The 18146-nt window shown below is 50.7% G+C and carries 13 protein-coding genes and 1 pseudogene; 4 read left to right on the top strand and 10 right to left on the bottom strand.

Annotated features, from left to right (window positions below; translation table 11 throughout):
- Positions 1–482: 482 nt before the first annotated feature.
- The 6 genes from ACE41H_RS18395 to ACE41H_RS18370 form a co-directional block, all read right to left on the bottom strand.
- Entirely contained in the window at positions 483–2333 is a 1851-nt protein-coding gene (locus ACE41H_RS18395; RefSeq protein ID WP_375357000.1) for an ABC transporter ATP-binding protein, read from the bottom strand.
- Complete coding sequence (locus tag ACE41H_RS18390; RefSeq protein WP_375356999.1) at positions 2326–4089, bottom strand: ABC transporter ATP-binding protein; 1764 nt, start codon at positions 4087–4089, stop codon at positions 2326–2328. Before ACE41H_RS18390 ends, ACE41H_RS18395 begins: the two co-directional genes overlap by 8 nt.
- 81 nt (positions 4090–4170) lie before the next feature.
- Positions 4171–4584 carry a MarR family winged helix-turn-helix transcriptional regulator gene (locus tag ACE41H_RS18385; RefSeq protein WP_375357057.1) on the bottom strand — a complete coding sequence of 138 codons (414 nt, stop codon included), beginning with the start codon at positions 4582–4584 and terminating at the stop codon, positions 4171–4173.
- Positions 4585–4749: 165 nt separating this feature from the next.
- Positions 4750–5781: an NADH:flavin oxidoreductase/NADH oxidase gene (locus ACE41H_RS18380; RefSeq protein ID WP_375356998.1), complete on the bottom strand. Its 1032-nt coding sequence runs from the start codon at positions 5779–5781 to the stop codon at positions 4750–4752.
- Between the two features lie 308 nt (positions 5782–6089).
- On the bottom strand, positions 6090–6368 hold the full coding sequence (locus ACE41H_RS18375; protein WP_375356997.1) for a hypothetical protein: 279 nt from the start codon (positions 6366–6368) through the stop codon (positions 6090–6092).
- A 468-nt stretch (positions 6369–6836) separates the two neighbouring features.
- Positions 6837–8237, bottom strand: a complete 1401-nt coding sequence (locus tag ACE41H_RS18370) for an MFS transporter (RefSeq protein ID WP_375356995.1) — start codon at positions 8235–8237, stop codon at positions 6837–6839.
- A 127-nt stretch (positions 8238–8364) separates the two neighbouring features.
- Between ACE41H_RS18370 and ACE41H_RS18365 the strand changes: the two genes are divergently transcribed.
- Complete coding sequence (locus ACE41H_RS18365; protein ID WP_375356994.1) at positions 8365–8703, top strand: ArsR/SmtB family transcription factor; 339 nt, start codon at positions 8365–8367, stop codon at positions 8701–8703.
- A gap of 77 nt (positions 8704–8780) precedes the next feature.
- Positions 8781–10163: a DUF2252 domain-containing protein gene (locus ACE41H_RS18360; RefSeq protein WP_375356993.1), complete on the top strand. Its 1383-nt coding sequence runs from the start codon at positions 8781–8783 to the stop codon at positions 10161–10163.
- Between the two features lie 98 nt (positions 10164–10261).
- On the opposite strand, the pseudogene ACE41H_RS18355 reads toward ACE41H_RS18360, so the two are convergent.
- From ACE41H_RS18355 to ACE41H_RS18345, 3 genes and pseudogenes are all read right to left on the bottom strand, one after another.
- Positions 10262–10504 (bottom strand): annotated as a pseudogene (locus ACE41H_RS18355) (KGG domain-containing protein); the annotation flags it as partial.
- 386 nt (positions 10505–10890) lie between these two features.
- Positions 10891–11307 (bottom strand): RelB antitoxin-like protein, encoded by a 417-nt coding sequence (locus tag ACE41H_RS18350; protein WP_375356991.1) that lies wholly within the window; start codon positions 11305–11307, stop codon positions 10891–10893.
- Positions 11308–11553: 246 nt separating this feature from the next.
- Positions 11554–12900, bottom strand: coding sequence for a sodium-dependent transporter (locus ACE41H_RS18345; protein ID WP_375356990.1), 1347 nt, complete (start codon positions 12898–12900; stop codon positions 11554–11556).
- A gap of 465 nt (positions 12901–13365) precedes the next feature.
- On the opposite strand from ACE41H_RS18345, the gene serS reads away from it, so the two are divergent.
- On the top strand, positions 13366–14652 hold the full coding sequence (serS, locus tag ACE41H_RS18340; protein ID WP_375356989.1) for a serine--tRNA ligase: 1287 nt from the start codon (positions 13366–13368) through the stop codon (positions 14650–14652).
- A 146-nt stretch (positions 14653–14798) separates the two neighbouring features.
- On the opposite strand, the gene ACE41H_RS18335 is transcribed toward serS, so the two are convergent.
- The gene (locus ACE41H_RS18335; RefSeq protein ID WP_375356988.1) at positions 14799–16334 is read right to left on the bottom strand and encodes a DUF4153 domain-containing protein; all 1536 of its coding nucleotides are present in this window, start codon (positions 16332–16334) and stop codon (positions 14799–14801) included.
- Between the two features lie 107 nt (positions 16335–16441).
- Here ACE41H_RS18335 and ACE41H_RS18330 point away from each other — a divergent pair, with 107 nt between their 5' ends.
- A complete protein-coding gene (locus ACE41H_RS18330) occupies positions 16442–18130 on the top strand; it encodes an ABC transporter substrate-binding protein (protein ID WP_375356986.1) in 1689 nt (562 codons plus the stop codon).
- The last annotated feature ends 16 nt before the right edge of the window (positions 18131–18146 follow it).

The raw sequence follows: 18146 nt of genomic DNA, 5'->3' as shown, positions 1-18146 counted from the left end.
ACACACCAATATTGCAGCAAATGATAGAACAATCGTTTGGACAACGAGCGCGACTCCTTCAGGCGTTAATACGAATTGAAGGATAGATGGAATGCAATATAGTTATCTTTATTCCTCTTGGCACATATTGGGTGGATTAGTTGGTATTTTAGGGTATAAGTTTTTATTGTTTTTATTACGTGATGAGAAAAAAGTACGTACTGTAATTACAATACGAAGGACGTGAACTAGAATGGGCAGCGTCAAGCGGTCTGTCTTCTTTGGATGTACGTCTATCGACGTACTTTTTGATGACTTCAAAAAGGGGAAGAGATGCTCGATCAGCATCTCTTCCCCTTTTTCCTTAACCACACCATATGGGTGATTGCACGCATCAGCGGAGAGGACGAAGCAATTCCGGAAAAGCGCAGCGTTCGCCTTTGGCCCGGAGGGTCAACAGCGATTGGAGGAATGCTTCGTTCTCGGAGCGGCTCCCAACACCCTTATGACGCATTCTCGAACTGACTGTTATACAGCTCGGCGTAGAAACCGCCTTTGGCCAATAGCTCCTCATGATTGCCCGTCTCAATAATGTCGCCGTCTTTCATGACCAGAATCAAATCCGCGTTCTTGATCGTCGAGAGACGGTGGGCAATGACGAAGGAGGTTTTGCCAACCGTGAGCTGATCCATCGCCTGCTGAATCAGCAGCTCCGTACGTGTATCCACCGAGCTCGTGGCTTCATCCAGAATGAGCATGGGCGCATTTTCGATCATGGCTCTGGCGATGGTGATCAGCTGCTTTTGTCCTGCAGAGAGATTGGCTTTGTCATCCAGCACCGTATCATACCCTTGCGGCAGAGTTTTAATAAAGCTGTGCAGCCCTACCGCCTTACTTGCCGCTTCCACCTCTTCATCGGTGACATGATCTTTGGAAAATACGATATTTTCACGGATGGTTCCTTCAAACAGCCAGGTGTCCTGCAGCACCATACAGAATAAATCATGGACATTTTCACGTGATAATTGGCTGATCGGGGTGCCGTCAATATAGATTTCCCCGCTGTTCAGCTCATAAAACCGCATGAGCAGATTCACCAGCGTCGTTTTGCCAGCACCTGTCGGGCCAACAATGGCAATTTTCTGTCCGGCTTTGGCTTTCATCGAGAAATCCTTGATAATCAAGCGGTCCTCGTTATAGCCAAAACGGACATTTTTAAATTCAACATCCCCTGTGGCGTTTTCGAGCTTCAAGGTCTTTTTGCTTTCATCGGCAAGCTCTTGTTCGTCCAAAAATTCAAATACCCGTTCACTGGCGGCAGCTGCGGATTGCAGATTGGTTGCAGCCTGTGCCAATTGGGACAAGGGTTGTGTAAACAGGCGAATATACACCATGAAGGCCACAATCGTACCCATCGTAATGACATTGCTGGATACGAGCATAGCGCCGACAACGCAGACCGCTACATAACCGAGGTTCCCGATAAACATCATGACAGGCATCATAAGTCCTGACATGAATTGGGCTTTCCAGGCATTCGTGTACAGGCGGCCGTTAATGTTATGGAATACCTCTTTGGCTTCTTTTTCCCCGTTATATACCTTGACCACGTTATGGCCAGCATAAGTTTCCTCGATATGACCGTTGATTTGGCCGAGCTCTCCTTGCTGGGCGATAAAATATTTCTGCGAATGCTTCATGATGACCGTCATCAATGCAAAACCGATCACTGTAGCCACAATCCCGGTAAGAGCCATAATCCAGTTGGTAAAAACCATCATCAGCAGAGCGCCAACAAACGTAGCAATCGCTCCGACCAGTGTACTCATACTGTTATTCAACGTTTGACCGATGGTGTCCACATCGTTGGTGACGCGGCTTAACACATTGCCATAACTCGTGGAATCAAAATATTTCAAAGGCATATGATTGATTTTTTGCGACAATTCTGTCCGCATTTTTTTCGTGATGCGCTGTGTGACGGTAGCCATGATAAATCCCTGAAAATAGCTAAAGAACAGGCCCAATCCGTAAAGGAGGACTAACACAAGAGCGATGCTCTGCACAGCGTCCAGATCAATGCCTGTCTTGATTCCTTCCTGGATCAGGTTCGTAATATCGCTGAGCTTATCAGGACCGATCACGTTGAAGGCGGAGCCGACCAGAGCGAGAATCATAGCCAGTATAATCAGAGGCACATAGGCTTTGCTGTAGGAAAAAAGCTGGCTGATCGTTTTTCCGAAATTTTTCGATTTTTCACCAGGCCTCATGCCACCCATGGGACCTCCACTCCCAGGCCCCTGCAGTTTCGTTTTTGAATTGTGACTGCCCACGGTGTATTCATTTTTACCCATGTACGAGTTCCTCCTTCGAAAGCTGGGAATAAGCGATTTCCTGATAAGTGCTGCAGTTATCCATCAGCTCTTCATGCGTGCCGCTGCCTACAATTTCGCCATTTTCCAGCACGATAATCCGGTCGGCATCCTTAATGGTGCCTATACGCTGCGCAACAATGAGTGTCGTAGCATCGCCGGTTTGCTTTTTGAGGGCCGAGCGCAAAATGCGGTCTGTTTTGTAGTCAAGCGCCGAAAAGGAATCATCGAAAATATAAATCTCCGGCTGGCGATAGATCGCGCGGGCAATGGATAACCGCTGCTTTTGACCGCCTGATACATTGGTGCCGCCCTGGGCAATTTGCCCCTCGTACTGTCCTTCCATGTTCTCCACAAACTCGGCGCCTTGGGCAATCTCAACGGCTTTGCTGACGAGCTCTGCGGACATTCCCGGCTTCCCGTTATTGCCATACGCCACGTTGGAAGTGACCGTACCGCTGAACAGCACAGCTCTCTGCGGTACATAACCGATTTTGTTATGAAGCGCTTCTTGTGTATAGTTTTTGACATTCACACCGTCGACAAGCACTTCCCCTTCCGTCGCATCATAGAAACGGGGAATCAAGTTGATCACGCTGGTTTTACCGCTGCCTGTAGCACCAATAAAGGCCACCGTTTCGCCCCTTCTGGCGGTAAAACTAATGTTGCGAAGCACCGGCTCCTCCGCGTCCGGGTATTTGAAGCTGACATTGCGGAATTCCACCTGGCCCGTCAACTCCGTCTTCCCGCCGGTTTCTTTCCCGTCAACGATCTTGGCTTCAGTATTCAGCACCTCCATAATCCGCTTGGCGGATACCGACGCACGCGGCATCATAATGAAGATCATACTGACCATCATAAAAGCCATGACCACCTGCATCGCATAGGAGGAGAATACGACCATATTCGAAAACAGGGTGATGCGGTCTGGCACGGCAGCCGCGTTAATCAGATAAGCGCCGATCCAATAGATGGCAACACTCAGGCCGGACATAATAAAGGTCATCCCCGGGCCGATCATCGCCATTAAGCGGTTGGCAAACAGGTTTGTTTTCGTTAATTCAACGTTGGCCTGCCCGAACTTGGCTTCCTGATACGGCTCTGCATTATAAGCGCGAACCACCCGCAGCCCGGTCAAATTTTCACGGGTTACGCGGTTCAGATTATCCGTAAGCTGTTGAATCTTTTTAAACTTTGGCAACGCAAAAATAATGATTACACTCAGCATCAAGATCAAGGCGGCTACTGCTCCTCCCGTGGAGGCCGTCCACTGCCAGTTTTGATCCGCAATTTTCACAATGGCCCAGACGGCCAGAATTGGAGCTTTGATGATCACCTGCAGCCCCAGTGCAACCACGGTTTGAATTTGTGTAACATCGTTGGTTGAGCGTGTAATCAGGCTTGCTGTCGAGAAATTGTTAATCTCCTCCATGGAGAATGACAACGTTTTGTCAAACACCATGCCGCGCAGACGCATGGCCAGCCCGGCCGCCACCTTGGCGGCGAAATAACCGACAATGATCGAGGCGATCATACTGCCGACAGCACACAGCAGCATATAACTGCCGGGTATAAGCAGCTCCGATATCTTTGAGCTTCCCGTCTGTAGTTTGGTCGTAATTTCAGCCATATAATCCGGCAGCTTCAAATCAAGCCATACCTGTACAACGATGAAAGCCAAGCTAAACAGCACAAGCACCCATTCATGCCTCTTGAGGTATTTGAAAATCTTCACCATCTGGTTGCTCTCCTTTTTATCTTATAGTGTAAGATATTTGGCAAAAATATCATGCATCCCTTAGGCGAACTGCATTTGTTATCAGCTCTTGGAAACGATGATTTTTACGAGACGGACAAATTCTTTGGCATCCTCCTCGCTCAGCTTGCGCAAAAGTTTCTCAGTTAACACAATTCCTTCATTACGTCTGTCAAGCAGAAACTGCCTGCCGACATCCGTAATAAATACGATCACTTTGCGTTTGTCGTCCGCATCGGTACGGCGTATAACAAAACCCTTCTTCTCGAGACTCTTCAGCGCCGTTGCCACCCGTCCCGTGCTAACAGACAAAAATTCGCTCAATTGTCCGGAGGTTGCCCCGTCTTTGTGGAAATTCAGGTGGATCAGAATCCCCATTTCCCCACGTGAAAAAGGTTGCCCCCGATCATCCAGCGGCGGTTTACGAGCTTGGGCAGCATATTCAAAGAGCTCTTTCGCTAATGCTTTATAGTCCAATTGCATGGCTTACACCTTCTAAAAATTATCTTGTACTGTAAGATAATAATGAATCTGTGATGCGGTGTCAACTTGTAAAAATAAGGAGAAAAAAAGGCACCCAGGCGAAATACAATCTCCCGGATGCTCTTTTAGTCAGTGCCTTTTGGATAAGTACACTGCTTCTTAAAATGCCCGCTCGTATTGTACCGGTACTTTATGATCCTCACCGAGCGCCGTCGCTGCATGAACAGCCCAGTAAGGATCGCTCAGCATGCCGCGCCCCACGGCCACCAGTTCGGCGTCTCCGTTGCCGATGACTGATTGTGCCATGGCCGGGTCATCCAGTCTGCCGACGGCAATGACAGGAATGCCAACCTCCTCCCGAATCTGCCGGGCAAACGGAACCTGATAGCCGGGATGGTTCCCCGGTCTTCTGGCTCCAGGGGTCCCTTCACCGCCGGAGCTGACGTGAATGACATCCACACCCGCATCACGGTATGCTTTAAGCAATTCGATGGAATGGTCGATATCATACCCTCCGTCCGCATACTCCACAGCAGAGATCCGGAACAGCAGCGGCATGTTCTCAGGCATCTCCTTTTTGATGGCCTGAATGACCTCTACGCCGAAGCGTGAAAGATCCTGTCCGTAGCTATCATCCCGCTTGTTGGTGAGCGGGGAATGAAACTGGTGAATAAGATAACCATGCGCTCCATGGATCTCAATCGTATCCACACCAGCTGTCACTGCACGGCGCGCAGCTTCCCCGAATTTCCGCACCATCCCCTGCACTTCCTCCGTTGTCAGCGCGCGCGGCTTCTTGTACGGCTCTCCGCCAGGAAACTCAATGGCCGATGGGGCAACCGGTTCGGCGGCGTCCTCCGCCTTGCGCCCGGCATGCGCAATTTGAATGCCTATCTTCGCTCCGTGCTCATGCACACCCTCGACAATACGGCGGAAAGCGGGGATGTGCTCATCCGACCATAAGCCCAGATCATAGTCTGAAATGCGGCCGTCAGGCTCGACATCTGTCATTTCTATAATAATCAATCCTGTGCCGCCCACTGCGCGGCTTGTGTAATGGACATAATGCCAGTCGTTCGGAATGCCGTCCTTGGCCTTTACCGAGTATTGGCACATCGGCGCCATGACGATCCGGTTTTTAAGCTCCAGTCCTTTCATGGTGTAAGGTGTAAACAGTACGTTCTTTGACATGGTGATTCCCTCCCTGTTTCCCTTCCGGTAGTTTCAACTACAGATTCGTGAATCATGCATAAGTTGCGTGCAATTTATTATCATGCTTTGCAAATTCCCAGACAAGTACTCACATTCGTGTACCCTAGTATCATTTTTTATACTGTGTTTACACGCAACTGTGGGTCTGATGAAACAACCTGTTGTCCAGATCCATTAGAGCGAAAAGCGGGTACCGTTTAAAGACAGCGAAGTCAGGCCTCGCATTTCGAAACTAAAAAGCCCTCCAGATTTCGGAGAGCCTTGAGCGAGCCCGCATATTTGTTTATTTAATCTTCATAGCCCGCATAGCCCCGGTCCATGAAAAAGTCCATTTCCGTATCCAGAATCGTCTCCACGGTGATTTCATCCAAATTGGCATCCGTTCTGCTCAGAATGTAATCCACCAGTTCATCTCCGTCTATTTCAACGTCTCCATTAACATCCGCCTGGGCATTGTTAATAAAATCCTGCTCATGCTTAAGTACAAGCCTAATGCTATTGGAATCGATGTTGGTCTGTTCCGCTATGAACCGGACAAGATCCAGTTCATTCACCTTCTCACTCATTACATTTCAACTCCTCATTATGACTTGTTGGACAAACGATCATGCATACAGGACGTTGGCCAGCTTCTTTATCATAACATCCCGATGGCGCAGGATAAAATTAACATAACATATTACAGGAGCCTGCGCCAGCCTTCCGGTGCAACGCAAGGTTAGCGAAGATGCAGTTGCAGACTTAGGATGGGATAAATAAAGGCTAATTATTCCTATTAGAGGTTGTTCAAAAAGTCATCTTTTGATCACGAAGTAAATCAGGAAGCGGACTCGACATCGAATCTTGAATTCAGCCGGGACTTCCGGTGCTCACGTACCCCATGTACGCTCCGCTCCTCAGTCCCTAGCTTCATCCAATCTTCTCGGTGCTGAAAACCTGACTTTTTGAACACGCACTATTAAGCAAAAGGTCGAGAACGGGAGCGAGTTTCTCCCTATTCTCGACCTTATATGCTCATAAGCTTCGGAGTACGGTTAGACTTCAAGCGAGCCGGATTTGTTTTGGGCCACCAGCAGTCTGGCGCCGCGCAAATAGGCATAAGCCGAGATAAAGGACAGCAAAGCCATGATCATAAGCCCCCAGAAAATGTTGGAATAGGCGGCCGGGAGCGAAAGCCCTTTTTGCCATTCCATGGCGCTCGATGCGATAGCTACGCTGAATGCGCCGCTAAAAAATTGCAGCAGCTGGAAGAGACCCATACCGGAGCCAACCTGTGCATTGGGAAGAATCCGGGAAATCTCGTTGGATACGCTGCTTGACAGCATGGTGAAGCCCAGGCTGTTCAGCAGATAGATAAACACAATGGAAAGCCAGGAATTCCCGGCAAACAAAGCGAACAGAATCGTTGCGCTGAGCACCATCAGCGGCGCGTAGCGCAGAATCGCCGAATTGCCATGCCGGTCGATAATGGAACCGACCTTGCGGGAAGCGACAATGGCAAGCAAGGAGCCGGGAAAAATCACAAAGCCGGCCTGGCTCGCGGTGAAGTCAAAGCGATGTACCAGAATTTGCGGAATGAGAAATAAGGTTGCAAAGCTGCACAAATACGAAAGAATACCTACCAATGATAAAGCCGTATAAGAAGCATTGGCGAACAGGGCCGGTTGGACAAACGGCTCTGAAGCAAAGCGGATGCGCAGAATAAACAGAACAAGGCCCAGAACTCCCGCCGCAAGCGCAAGCCAGGAATGGCTGGTCAGGAACAGCAGTACACCGGTCGTGCCCACAGCGATAAAGATGGCCCCCAGCGTATCAAAAACACCACGCGTTGGCTCTTCCTTCGGGATAGAACGGTAGAAGAACGGAACAAGCACCAGGCTGATTGCGGTGATCACAAACAGATACCTCCAGCCGAAGTAATCAACAATGGCGCCGCCGGCAACCGGACCAAGACCAAGACCCAGGGAAACGGCTGACATAATGAAAGCCATGGCTTTGCCGCGCCGTTCAATAGGGATATAGCGGGTGAACAACACCATAGAGAGTGAAATCACCGCTCCGGCTCCAGCCGCTTGAAGAACGCGCATAGCCAGCAGGAACCAGAAGCTTGTGCTGAACAGCCCGCCCAATGCGGCAATGCCCAAGGTAAGCAAACCGATTACAAGCAGGCGCCTGAGCGGTACAAAATCGGAAAGCCGACTGTATGTAATGGAAGAAATGGCGAACATAATGGAATAACTCGTTACGATAAGGGAAGCGACCGAATCCTCGAGTCCGAACGCAGCGCCTATTTCGGGCAAAGCCAAATTGAACATGGACGTATTCATGATGGCCAGAACAACGGCAAGCCCGAGCAGCAGCGTCAGCACACTTTCCTTTTTTAAATCACCCTCTGCAGGGAGGGATGAGGTAACATCGGTTGATGCTGCCTTCATTTGATTTCACCCACTCTTTATATTTTCTTAGTTCGATTATAATCGAACATTTGAAATATAGCATGGCATCCATTAAAATGCAATTAGTGATTTTGAATTACATTTTTTTTCAAAAGGGGATAATCAGATGAAAGTGCTGTATCATCCGGGCCGGGAGGAGATTGAGCTTTCTTCCGTGTTATACGCACTGAGCGATCCGATTCGGTTATACATTGTTTCTCTGCTTCGCCAATATGGCGAAAACCCGTGCAATTTCTTCGAGGTGCCGATTGCCAAATCCACCTTATCCCATCACATCAGAACACTGCGCGAGGCAGGAGTGGTGTTCACGCGCAGCCAAGGGACACAACGCTTGGTTTCAGTGCGGGAGGAAGATCTGGAAGGCCGTTTTCCGGGATTGCTGGATTCCATACTGAAAGCGTATGAAGCTTCAGGGCCACCCCGACGGCCAGACGTACAAGATTAAACAGCAGCCCAAAATACCTTTGCACCCGGCGCCGCAAGGAGCTATGATAAGAAAAAAGTCCTGAAGGAGCATGCCGTATGGGAATGACTTCCGCTATAACCGAAGGAGTACAACAAACAAGAGCGAAGCTGCGCAAGGAATTACTGCATTCCGTTTTTAATGAATTTGATGGCACCCTTATGAAGCTGGAAGAGTCCAAGCGAATGGAGAAGTATCGGAAAATGTCGCAGAGCGCTTTTTCCTTCTATAGAGGTAGCGCCTATCTCTTCTATTTCGATGCAACCCGCCAGTATTTCCCTTATCATACCTCCGCCGACCGTCCTACCTGGATACAAGGGGATCTTCACTTTGAAAATTTCGGGGCATTCCGGAACGAGTCGGGACAGATCGTCTATGATGTCAACGATTTTGATGAAGGCTATGTCGGTTCCTATCTGTACGATCTGCTGCGGATGTCTGTCAGCATAGCGCTGGTTGGAAGACAGCTGGGGTACAGCAGGGAAGAACAAATACAGAGCGTGTCAGACTATGTGCGCGCCTATTACAAACAAATGCATCGCTTCTCGGCTGGCAAAGACGATCCCGGTGCATTTTCCGTTGATCAGCACTCGGCCAAAGGACCGGTCAAAAAGCTGCTCCGCAAGCTGGAAAAACGCAAGCAACAGCATTTTCTTGAAAAGGTAACCGCCTTTATGCAGAGTGAGCGCGTCTTTCTCGAAACAACGGAGCTGGTTGTGCCAACCAACGAGGAGCAGGCCAGTCTGGAGAAGGCATGGCCCTTGTATCTGAACACCGTCGAAGACAGAAAGCACAGCGAAGAGCACTACAGCATCAAGGATATCGCCGTCAAGCATGGCTCCGGCACTGCCTCTATCGGCCTTGACCGCTTTTATGTGCTTATCGAGGGCGGGATGGAAAAGGAAGGCACAGATGATACCGTGCTGGAGGTTAAAGAGGTCCGGGTTCCCGTACCCGCATACTTCATGCCGTATTCCGAGTCCTTCTGGCAGTCCTTCGGTCATCAGGGCAAGCGGGTTACGGCTACACAGCAGGCGATGCATCACGAGGCCGACGAATATCTCGGCTTCCTTACGATTGATGACCGCCACTTCTATGTTCGGGAGAGATCTCCGTATAAAAAAAGATTGAAGCTCGAAAATATCGAAAGTACGGACGATATGAAACAGGTTGTGGCTTTGATGGGCCGCCTAACCGCCAAAATGCATGCCCGGGCGGATGCGGATGTTGCCGCCGGCATTTTGTCCTATCACAGTGAACATGAAATCGCCAGAGTGATGGGCCCCGACAGGGACGCCTTCTGCCACCATATTACCCAGTGGTCCGCAGCCTATGCGGATCAGGTGGAGGCGGATTATGAGCTTTTCCTGGAATGGATCGGTTCTCAACAGCCGGAGACGGAGCAGAAAATGCCTGGCGAAGAGCAAGCCGTACAGCTTTAAGCAAAAAGAAGAAAAGAACCGCCGATACGGCGGTTCTGCTCTATTTACACGGATATTCAATAATGATGCCTTGCCGGGACTTAGCGGTCACTGCCGCGTGATTCGCCGCCTCTACGGCCGATCTCCTGATAAAACTCTTTACCATGGGACTTGGACGTGGCCTCACCGCCCTTTTCGCCGATCTCCTGGTAAAACTCCTTGTCATGGGAGTTCGCGGTAGCTTCGCCGCCCTTGCGGCCGATTTCCTGATAAAATTCTTTGTCGTGATTCCGAGCAGTGGCCTCACCGCCCATTCGGCCTGCTTCTTCCCGACTCATTTTGCCATCTTGGTTTTGTGCCATGTTCTATCACTCCTCTGAATTTTTGTGTGGTTAGCGCCACGTTCATATATTACCCGCCCCCTGAAGAACTAAACACAGCGGAGTTTTATCCCGAAGGCCGGGGCTCATGCTGTGCATCTAAGAGAGCATAGTTTTCACGCCTGTTGATGAACCAGATACTACGTCATTAACTCTATTTTTTCGAATTAAAATACTCTTTATCAACTCTCAACTGCTGTTTTAAAATCCGATTAAACAGGCCTTTACCGATTTCTCCCGTTCCCTTTGATACCGCTGTCCTTAAAATCTCTCCGTTTGACAGAGTTTTTTCGTATATCTTATCCCTGTTATTCTGTCTTACCAAAACCCAATCATCACGTCTTAAAAAGCTCTCCAAGTCACCCCAACTAGGCATGGAACATTCGTGCTACTGACTCAATATCATCTTCCAATAGTACACGTAGAATGTACGGGGCATGTTTGTGTCGATTGGGGGTATTGTAGTAACGCGAGTAATTGGCTTCATAATCTATCGCATATTCAACCAAGTTCCTGGACAATTCATATTTGAGTTCTTCTAGTGTCTCGGCGTCTGCTGCAATATCATCGATTTGCTCTATTGAGCCGGCATATCGACCATCCTCATCTTGTTCATATTCAAAGGTCAACTCATACACGGACAGCAGTTCCTTCATTTGTTGTTTCGAGAATGCCATTATGACATCTCTGTTCCGCTTGATCGCTTGAGGCTTATCTCTGACAATGGTATCAATAAACCCGCCAAAATTTGCTCTTACTTCTGTAGCGTTAAGAACGGTTTGCATAATCATCCCTCCTCGCCTCCATTGTACAAGAGTATGTACATAATGTACACTATGTAGTATATTCATCTGCATTTCCAATCATACTTGCAACGTAAAAAGAGGCTGTTTCAAAAGTCAATTTTTGATTTCTCGTTCCCCACCTTGAACTGAATTTCTTCGAAAAAAAGGACCTCAATCTCCACTATGCAGTGGAATTTGAGGTCCTTTCGGTTGTAAATTGGGGTATGCCCATGTAGCCCCCAGAGATTAAAACTTGATGACCCCTGCCGAATACAACAGCACGAGCAGCATCAGTACAGGCGCTACGTAACGCAGCATGAAGAGCCAGATGCGGAACCACGCAGCGGTCAGACCCGCCGCATCCGCCGCCTTCTTCCAGAAGTAGCCTGCAAAGAGTGTGGTAAGCAGGCCACCCAGCGGAAGCAGAATGTTGGAGGCGATAAAGTCCATCCAGTCAAAGAATGCCTTGCCGCCAAAGGTCAATGCAGGCACCATTCCAAGCGAGAGCGCGGAAGGGATACCGAGGATGAAGCAGATCAGCGCCATCGTCCACACGGAGCGGGAACGGCTCCAATTCCAGCGCTCTTTGGCATAAGCTACAGGAACCTCCAGAATCGATACAGCAGAGGTCAACGCGGCAATCGCCAGCAGAATGAAAAACAATCCTCCGAACAACCAGCCCAGAGGCATTTCTGAAAATGCCGCAGGCAGGGCAATAAATACGAGCGAAGGTCCTTGTCCAGGATCAATGCCAAAGGAGAACGCCGTCGGGAAAATAATCAGGCCGGCAATCAACGCATAGATCAGGTCGCCTGCGCCGATGGCCAGCGTAGCCGTCCCCAGCGATTGGCGTTTGTCCACATAAGCCCCGTACGTAATCAAGATTCCCATACCCAGGGACAGCGAGAAAAAGGCATGTCCCAAAGCAACCAGCGCGGATTCCGCGGTAAGCTTCGAAAAGTCGGGGTTCAGAAAAAAGGAAACCCCTGCACCGGCGCCCGGAAGGGTTACGGCGCGAATCATCAATACAATCAACAGTACAACCAGGCCGGGAATGAGAACCTTGTTAAACTTCTCGATACCTCCTGAAATGCCACGGATGACAACCCAAACCGTAATGAGCATGGCAATCGCCTGCCATACAATCACCATAGGTCCGGACACAAAGGTGCCAAACTGACCGGCAAAGTCGTTATTCACAAACAATCTGCCGCTGAATGCAAGAATGGCATAATGAAGCGTCCAGCCTGCTACAATCACATAAAAAGACAGAATCATGGAAGGTGCGATGATCTGAAGCAGCCCCAGTCGCTCCCAAATCTTGCCCCCGCCGGCTTTGACGAAGGATGAAGCTGCGCTGCCCCGCCCGCTGCGTCCGATGGCCAGCTCAGCCAGAAGAACCGGCAGCCCTACCGCTATCAAACATATGATAAAGATCAGGAAGAAGGCCGCTCCTCCGTATAGTCCTGTGATGTAAGGGAACTTCCACATATTCCCTAATCCTACTGAACTGCCGATCGCCGCCAATATAAACCCGGCGGAGGAGAAGCGCTCTCCTTTCGCAGACAACTGTTTATCTTGCTGAAAACCCATTCATATCCCCCTATTTCAAACTCAAATTTAGTTCATTATATACTAGCTCACACAGCAGGTCAGCAAGAAAGTTTGTGAAATCCGCGTCATAGATACAAATTTATGATTTGTACACTCTGGGAATAATTTTCTCAATTATGCAGCAGCAATCCTTTGAACAAATTTTTCAGCTCCATACTTGATTGTTTCCCCTGATCTGCGTATAATATCCAAAAACACAACCGATCATGCCTATGAAGAGCATCCAACTCGGAGGCGTTTTCGTCAAGGAGATCCCGCAGCGAACGGAAATCTCCCTAAGTTAACCGGACCCGCCCGTTACAGCGGACTAAAGTGGATTGGACAGATTGCCTGTCCGGTCAATTTGGGTGGCACCGCGAGATCAGAGCGCTCCTCGTCCCATGTGGATGAGGGCGCTTTTTTGCATTTCGCAATACCAATTCTACTGTGAAGGAGTGCGGTGCCATGCTCGATATCAAATGGATCAGACAACATCAGGAAGAAGTACAATCAGCGGCGGATCAGAAAAAAATCAAGGTTTCCGTAACGGAATTATTCGAGTGGGACGACCGGAGACGGCAGCTGCTGCAGGAGATAGATGCACTTCGGCAGCAGCGCAACAGGCTGAGCGGCGAGATCGCGGCCCTTATGCGGGAAAAGGACAGCAGGGCTATAGAGCAAACCCGTCAGCAGGCTAAGGAGATTCATACGGCGCTAGATCGGCTGCAGGAAGCATACCAGGAGGCGGAAGCACAGTGTCGGGAGCGCATACTGCTCATCCCCAATATCGTCTCGCCCGACACACCTGCTGGCAGCTCGGATGAGGATAACGTGATGGTGAAGCGCGTAGGTGAACCTCCCCAATTCGAATTTGAGTCCAAGGATCATATTGCGCTCGGCCGGCTCCACCAGATGATCGACATCACACGCGGCGTCAAAACAGCCGGAACACGCAGCTACTATCTCACCGGCAGCGGCGTGCTGCTGCATCGGGCCGTTCAGCAGCTGGCAGTCGATCTTCTGCTCGCCAGAGGGTTTCGGCTGCTTGAGGTTCCGCTCATGGTGCGGACAACGGCCATGATGAATACCGGATTTTTCCCGCTCGGCGAAGAGCAGACCTACCGGATCGAGGGTGAGGACCAATGGCTGGCGGGAACCTCCGAGGTTCCACTCGTTGCTTATTACAGCAATGAGGTCATCGACGTTGCCGAGCCAATAAGGCTGGCCGCTGTCTCGGTCTGCTTCCGCAGCGAAGCAGGCTCGGCGGGACGAGACGTGCACGGCCTGTACCGTGTTCATCAATTTGCCAAGGTCGAGCAGGTCATACTGTGCGAGGCCAGCCTGGAGACATCGGAGAAGATGTTCGAGGAAATTACAGGGCATGCGGAAGAGCTGCTGCAGCTGCTTGAGCTGCCCTATCGGGTTATGGCTGTCTGTGCCGGAGACATGTCGCAGAAAACCTACAAACAGCAGGATATCGAAACCTGGATGCCAAGCCGCGGCGCTTACGGTGAAACGCACTCGTCTTCGCAGTTGCTGGACTTTCAGGCCCGCCGCTCCAACATCCGCTACCGGGATGCGGAAGGCAGGCTCGTCTATTGCTATACGCTCAATAACACGGCCGTCGCCTCCCCGCGCATCCTGATCCCCCTGCTGGAAAACCATCAGAAAGAGGATGGCTCAATTCGCATTCCGCAGGCGCTGCGGCCTTACATGAACGGTCAAGAGTTGCTTCGTCCTCTGGTTGAATAATTGCAGCAGGGGCAGCAGTGATTGAAGGAAATGGCTCGCGCCCGGAGCGCCTTATGCCAACCGCCTCATGACATATGAAAGGGATGCCCTAGGTCAAGTGGACCTTTGGGGCATCCCTCTTTCATTTGAAACAGCGGAACGCGTATTTACTGATCCCTAAAATAGTCTTCAAGAGCCTTTTGCGCACGATACTCCGCCAGATTGAAGGACTGCCACGGTACATGGATGCTGTCCATTCCGGCAAAACGCTCCTGCAGATGGGCATTCAGCTCCGGATACTCGTTCCGGGCAAATTCAATCAGGCGTGGAACCGCATCCGCCGACAGGCCCTGGAGATAGTAGACATCCATATTGCCGCTCACACGGTAACGTTCAATGTTCCGGTCGGCAATGATGGTATCCATTCCAATATAATTGATAAGCACATATGCGCATAAACCGAGCACGACATAACATTTTGCCAGCGGAATCCGGGTAATATGAATGCGCAGCGCAGCGATCAGGAGCAATAGCCCCAGGAAGATCATAAAAGCATGCACAAGAAAGCGGGTATACGTATAACCATAGGTTTCTTCGTACATGACAAGCCGGATATACGCGGAATACAGCATGATTCCCGAGCACGCAACCAATACATACAGCATCCCCTGATTCCAGCGGTGCAGCCGGCCGGGGGCCTGTTCTCCGAGCAGCAGTACAACCAGCATCAGGACAAAATTGATAGCCGTCACCATGATCAGCTGAGCAAAGCCGCTTCTCGCATACTCCGCGTAAGAAAGCCCGTCCGGCAATACACCTTCGCTCGCCCCGAAGAGATAAGCAAACTGGGTATAAACAAACAGCAGATACACCACATTCATCGTCACCAGTATGGTTGCTGTAATCACCGGAGCAAGCTTGACGCTTACCGCCTCCTCCGCCCATTCACCCAGCTTCTGTTCAAGCCTGTCATCCGTTGTATCCCCTGTTTTAAGCTCCGTGGAATACGGCCTGGAGTCCACGAACCCCCACAGATATCCGAAGAACAGCAGACAGAGCACTACAACCCAGACCAGGCGTACACCGCCTTCTCCGAAGGTTAAATGACTTCCCAGCCAGGAAGGAACACTGGCAAGCATATGATCGAACATGCCGTCGGCCGAGGCCAGCAGTGCCACTACAATCGTCACCAGTGGCACTGCCACGAGCAGACCGATCAGAATCTGGACAAGAACCCTCTTGTGACCCTCCTCCAACCGGCGACCGGTAATGTTCTTCAGCACGCGAAACAGCGTACCGGCATGCCGCAGGTTTTGGGGGATCAGATGATCGATCGTATCCCACAGCAGCCGGATATCGGCCCAATCCAGCCGTCTTCCGCTGAACTTGTAGGCCATATGTACAGACACCAGACATGGAATAACGAGCAGATTGAGTGCATAAAAAAGCGGATTATAAAACAGTACATAAGTCAGGGACAGAAGCATGACCGAAGTAAACAACAGCCAGCCGAACCAGGTGAATTCACGCATCCGGTCCTTGGCGTACACAAACATAAATACGTACAAACACACCGTAAATAGCGGATACGACAGACCCGGGAGATGTCCATAAAACAGATACTGATGAATGACCGCCAGTAAAAGGGCTCCAGCTAGCGCATAAAGCGGACGTTTGGGGCTCTGCAGCAGTTTATCAAGCATGAAACATGACCTCCAGTATTTTCTACACCCTATTCTAGGTGATAAAATAAGAAGATAAAGAGAAGAAATAAGATGACAAACTTCCTATTTTAGGAGCCGATCAAACGATGAAGCTGTACAACCAATTTCTGCGTCTGCGGGCACAATACGGGGAAAGCGATGAAATTTCCGTAACCATGGATGAGCTTGCTGTAACCTTTGACTGCACGCATCGCAACGCACTCAGCATTATTAATAAAATGACACAGCATGGCTGGGTCCGCTGGACGCCGCGGCGGGGACGGGGCAGTCGCTCACTGCTGGAATTTCTGGTCAAGCCGGAGGAAATCGCGGCAAAATCCATGATGCAGGCCATCAACCGGCGCGACATCCGGAGAGCGATGGACCAAATTCATACGTATGCGCCGTCCGCCAGCCTGCAGGATCGTCTGCAGGGGTGGATCATGTCCTACTTTGGCGGCCATTCGGAAATTCGCCGCAACCGGCAGATCGATACGCTGCGCCTGCCGGTTAGGCAGAAGCTGTACACCGTAGACCCGTTGTATATGAATCTGCTGGCTGAATCCTTTGTATCGAGTCATGTTTTTGACGGGCTGGTCCGGAGAGATAGCCAAACCCAGCGGATTATTCCGGGCCTGGCCCACGCCTGGGAGGTGAACGCCGAACGTACCGGTTGGACCTTCTATTTGCGCAAAGAAGTGCTGTTTCATCATGGCAAAATGCTTACAGCCGAGGATGTCGTCTACACCTTTGAGCGGTTGATGCGAACCTCGCAAAGAACGCTGTACAGCTTTATGTTCCGCCAAATCCAATCGGTCAGGGCCCTTAATCCTCTCACCGTGATCATGGAGCTGAAGGAAGCAAACGAGCTGTTTCTGCCCTTCCTCTGCACCAGCAGGGCGGCCATCGTTCCGAAGGACCTGGATCAATTGGGAGAGCAGCAGTTCGGTCTGAAGCCTGTCGGTACGGGACCCTTCAGACTGACGGAAATGAGCGAGAGTCTCTGCTGCCTGGAGGTGTTCTCCCATTACTTTCAGGGCCGGCCCCATCTGGATCGTGTCGAAATCATCCACGTTCCCTGGGAGTCGGCCGAGCATTCCGAGGATTCTTCGTCCCCCTTCCACGTGGTCCACAATCCCGCTTCCGCAGAGGCGGGAGCCTGGAGCCAGATCCACTCGGATGTCACCGTGCGCAAGTTCGTCACCTGTAATACACAAAAAGCCGGACCGCTCCGCAATCCGGAGGTGCGGGCCCGCATCATAGCCTGCCTGCGTGGGGACGCTGGTCCTCCTGCCTCAAGCGCAGCCGAAAAGGCAGAAAGCGGAGCACCATCCCTGCAAATTGCCACAATTCCGCAGTACCGACAGGATGCGAACCTGATCGCCGCACAGTTGGAGCAGGCAGGCTATACATGCGGCATAGCATCGGTGCCGGTCGAGGATTTCAAGGGGGAAGTCCGGCTGCAGTCGGACCTGATTCTGTTCTCGCTCATCCGCGACCGGGATGAGCAGCTTCGCCTCTTTGATTTGTATTTGACAGCCGCGGAGCATGTCGAACCACATACGCGCATTGATATCGAAAAACTGCTGCGGAAAATAGGAAGCGAACCGGACGAACAGGCCAGAGCGGAGGGGCTGGCGAAGCTGGAGACGCTGCTGATCCGCGAAAACCATCTGCACATCCTTTATGAACGACCAGTTCAGACCGCCTACCTGCCTTCCGTACGAGGTGTGACCTTCAACAGCCAGGGATGGGTCGATCTCAGACATGTCTGGTTCCCGCCAGCGTCTTTATAAAGGGAGAACGCCGCCG

Source organism: Paenibacillus enshidis (genome assembly GCF_042136365.1).
Taxonomy (GTDB): Bacteria; Bacillota; Bacilli; order Paenibacillales; family Paenibacillaceae; genus Paenibacillus; species Paenibacillus enshidis.
Note: the sequence above shows the minus strand (reverse complement) of the source record. Positions and strands in the feature narration are given on the sequence as shown.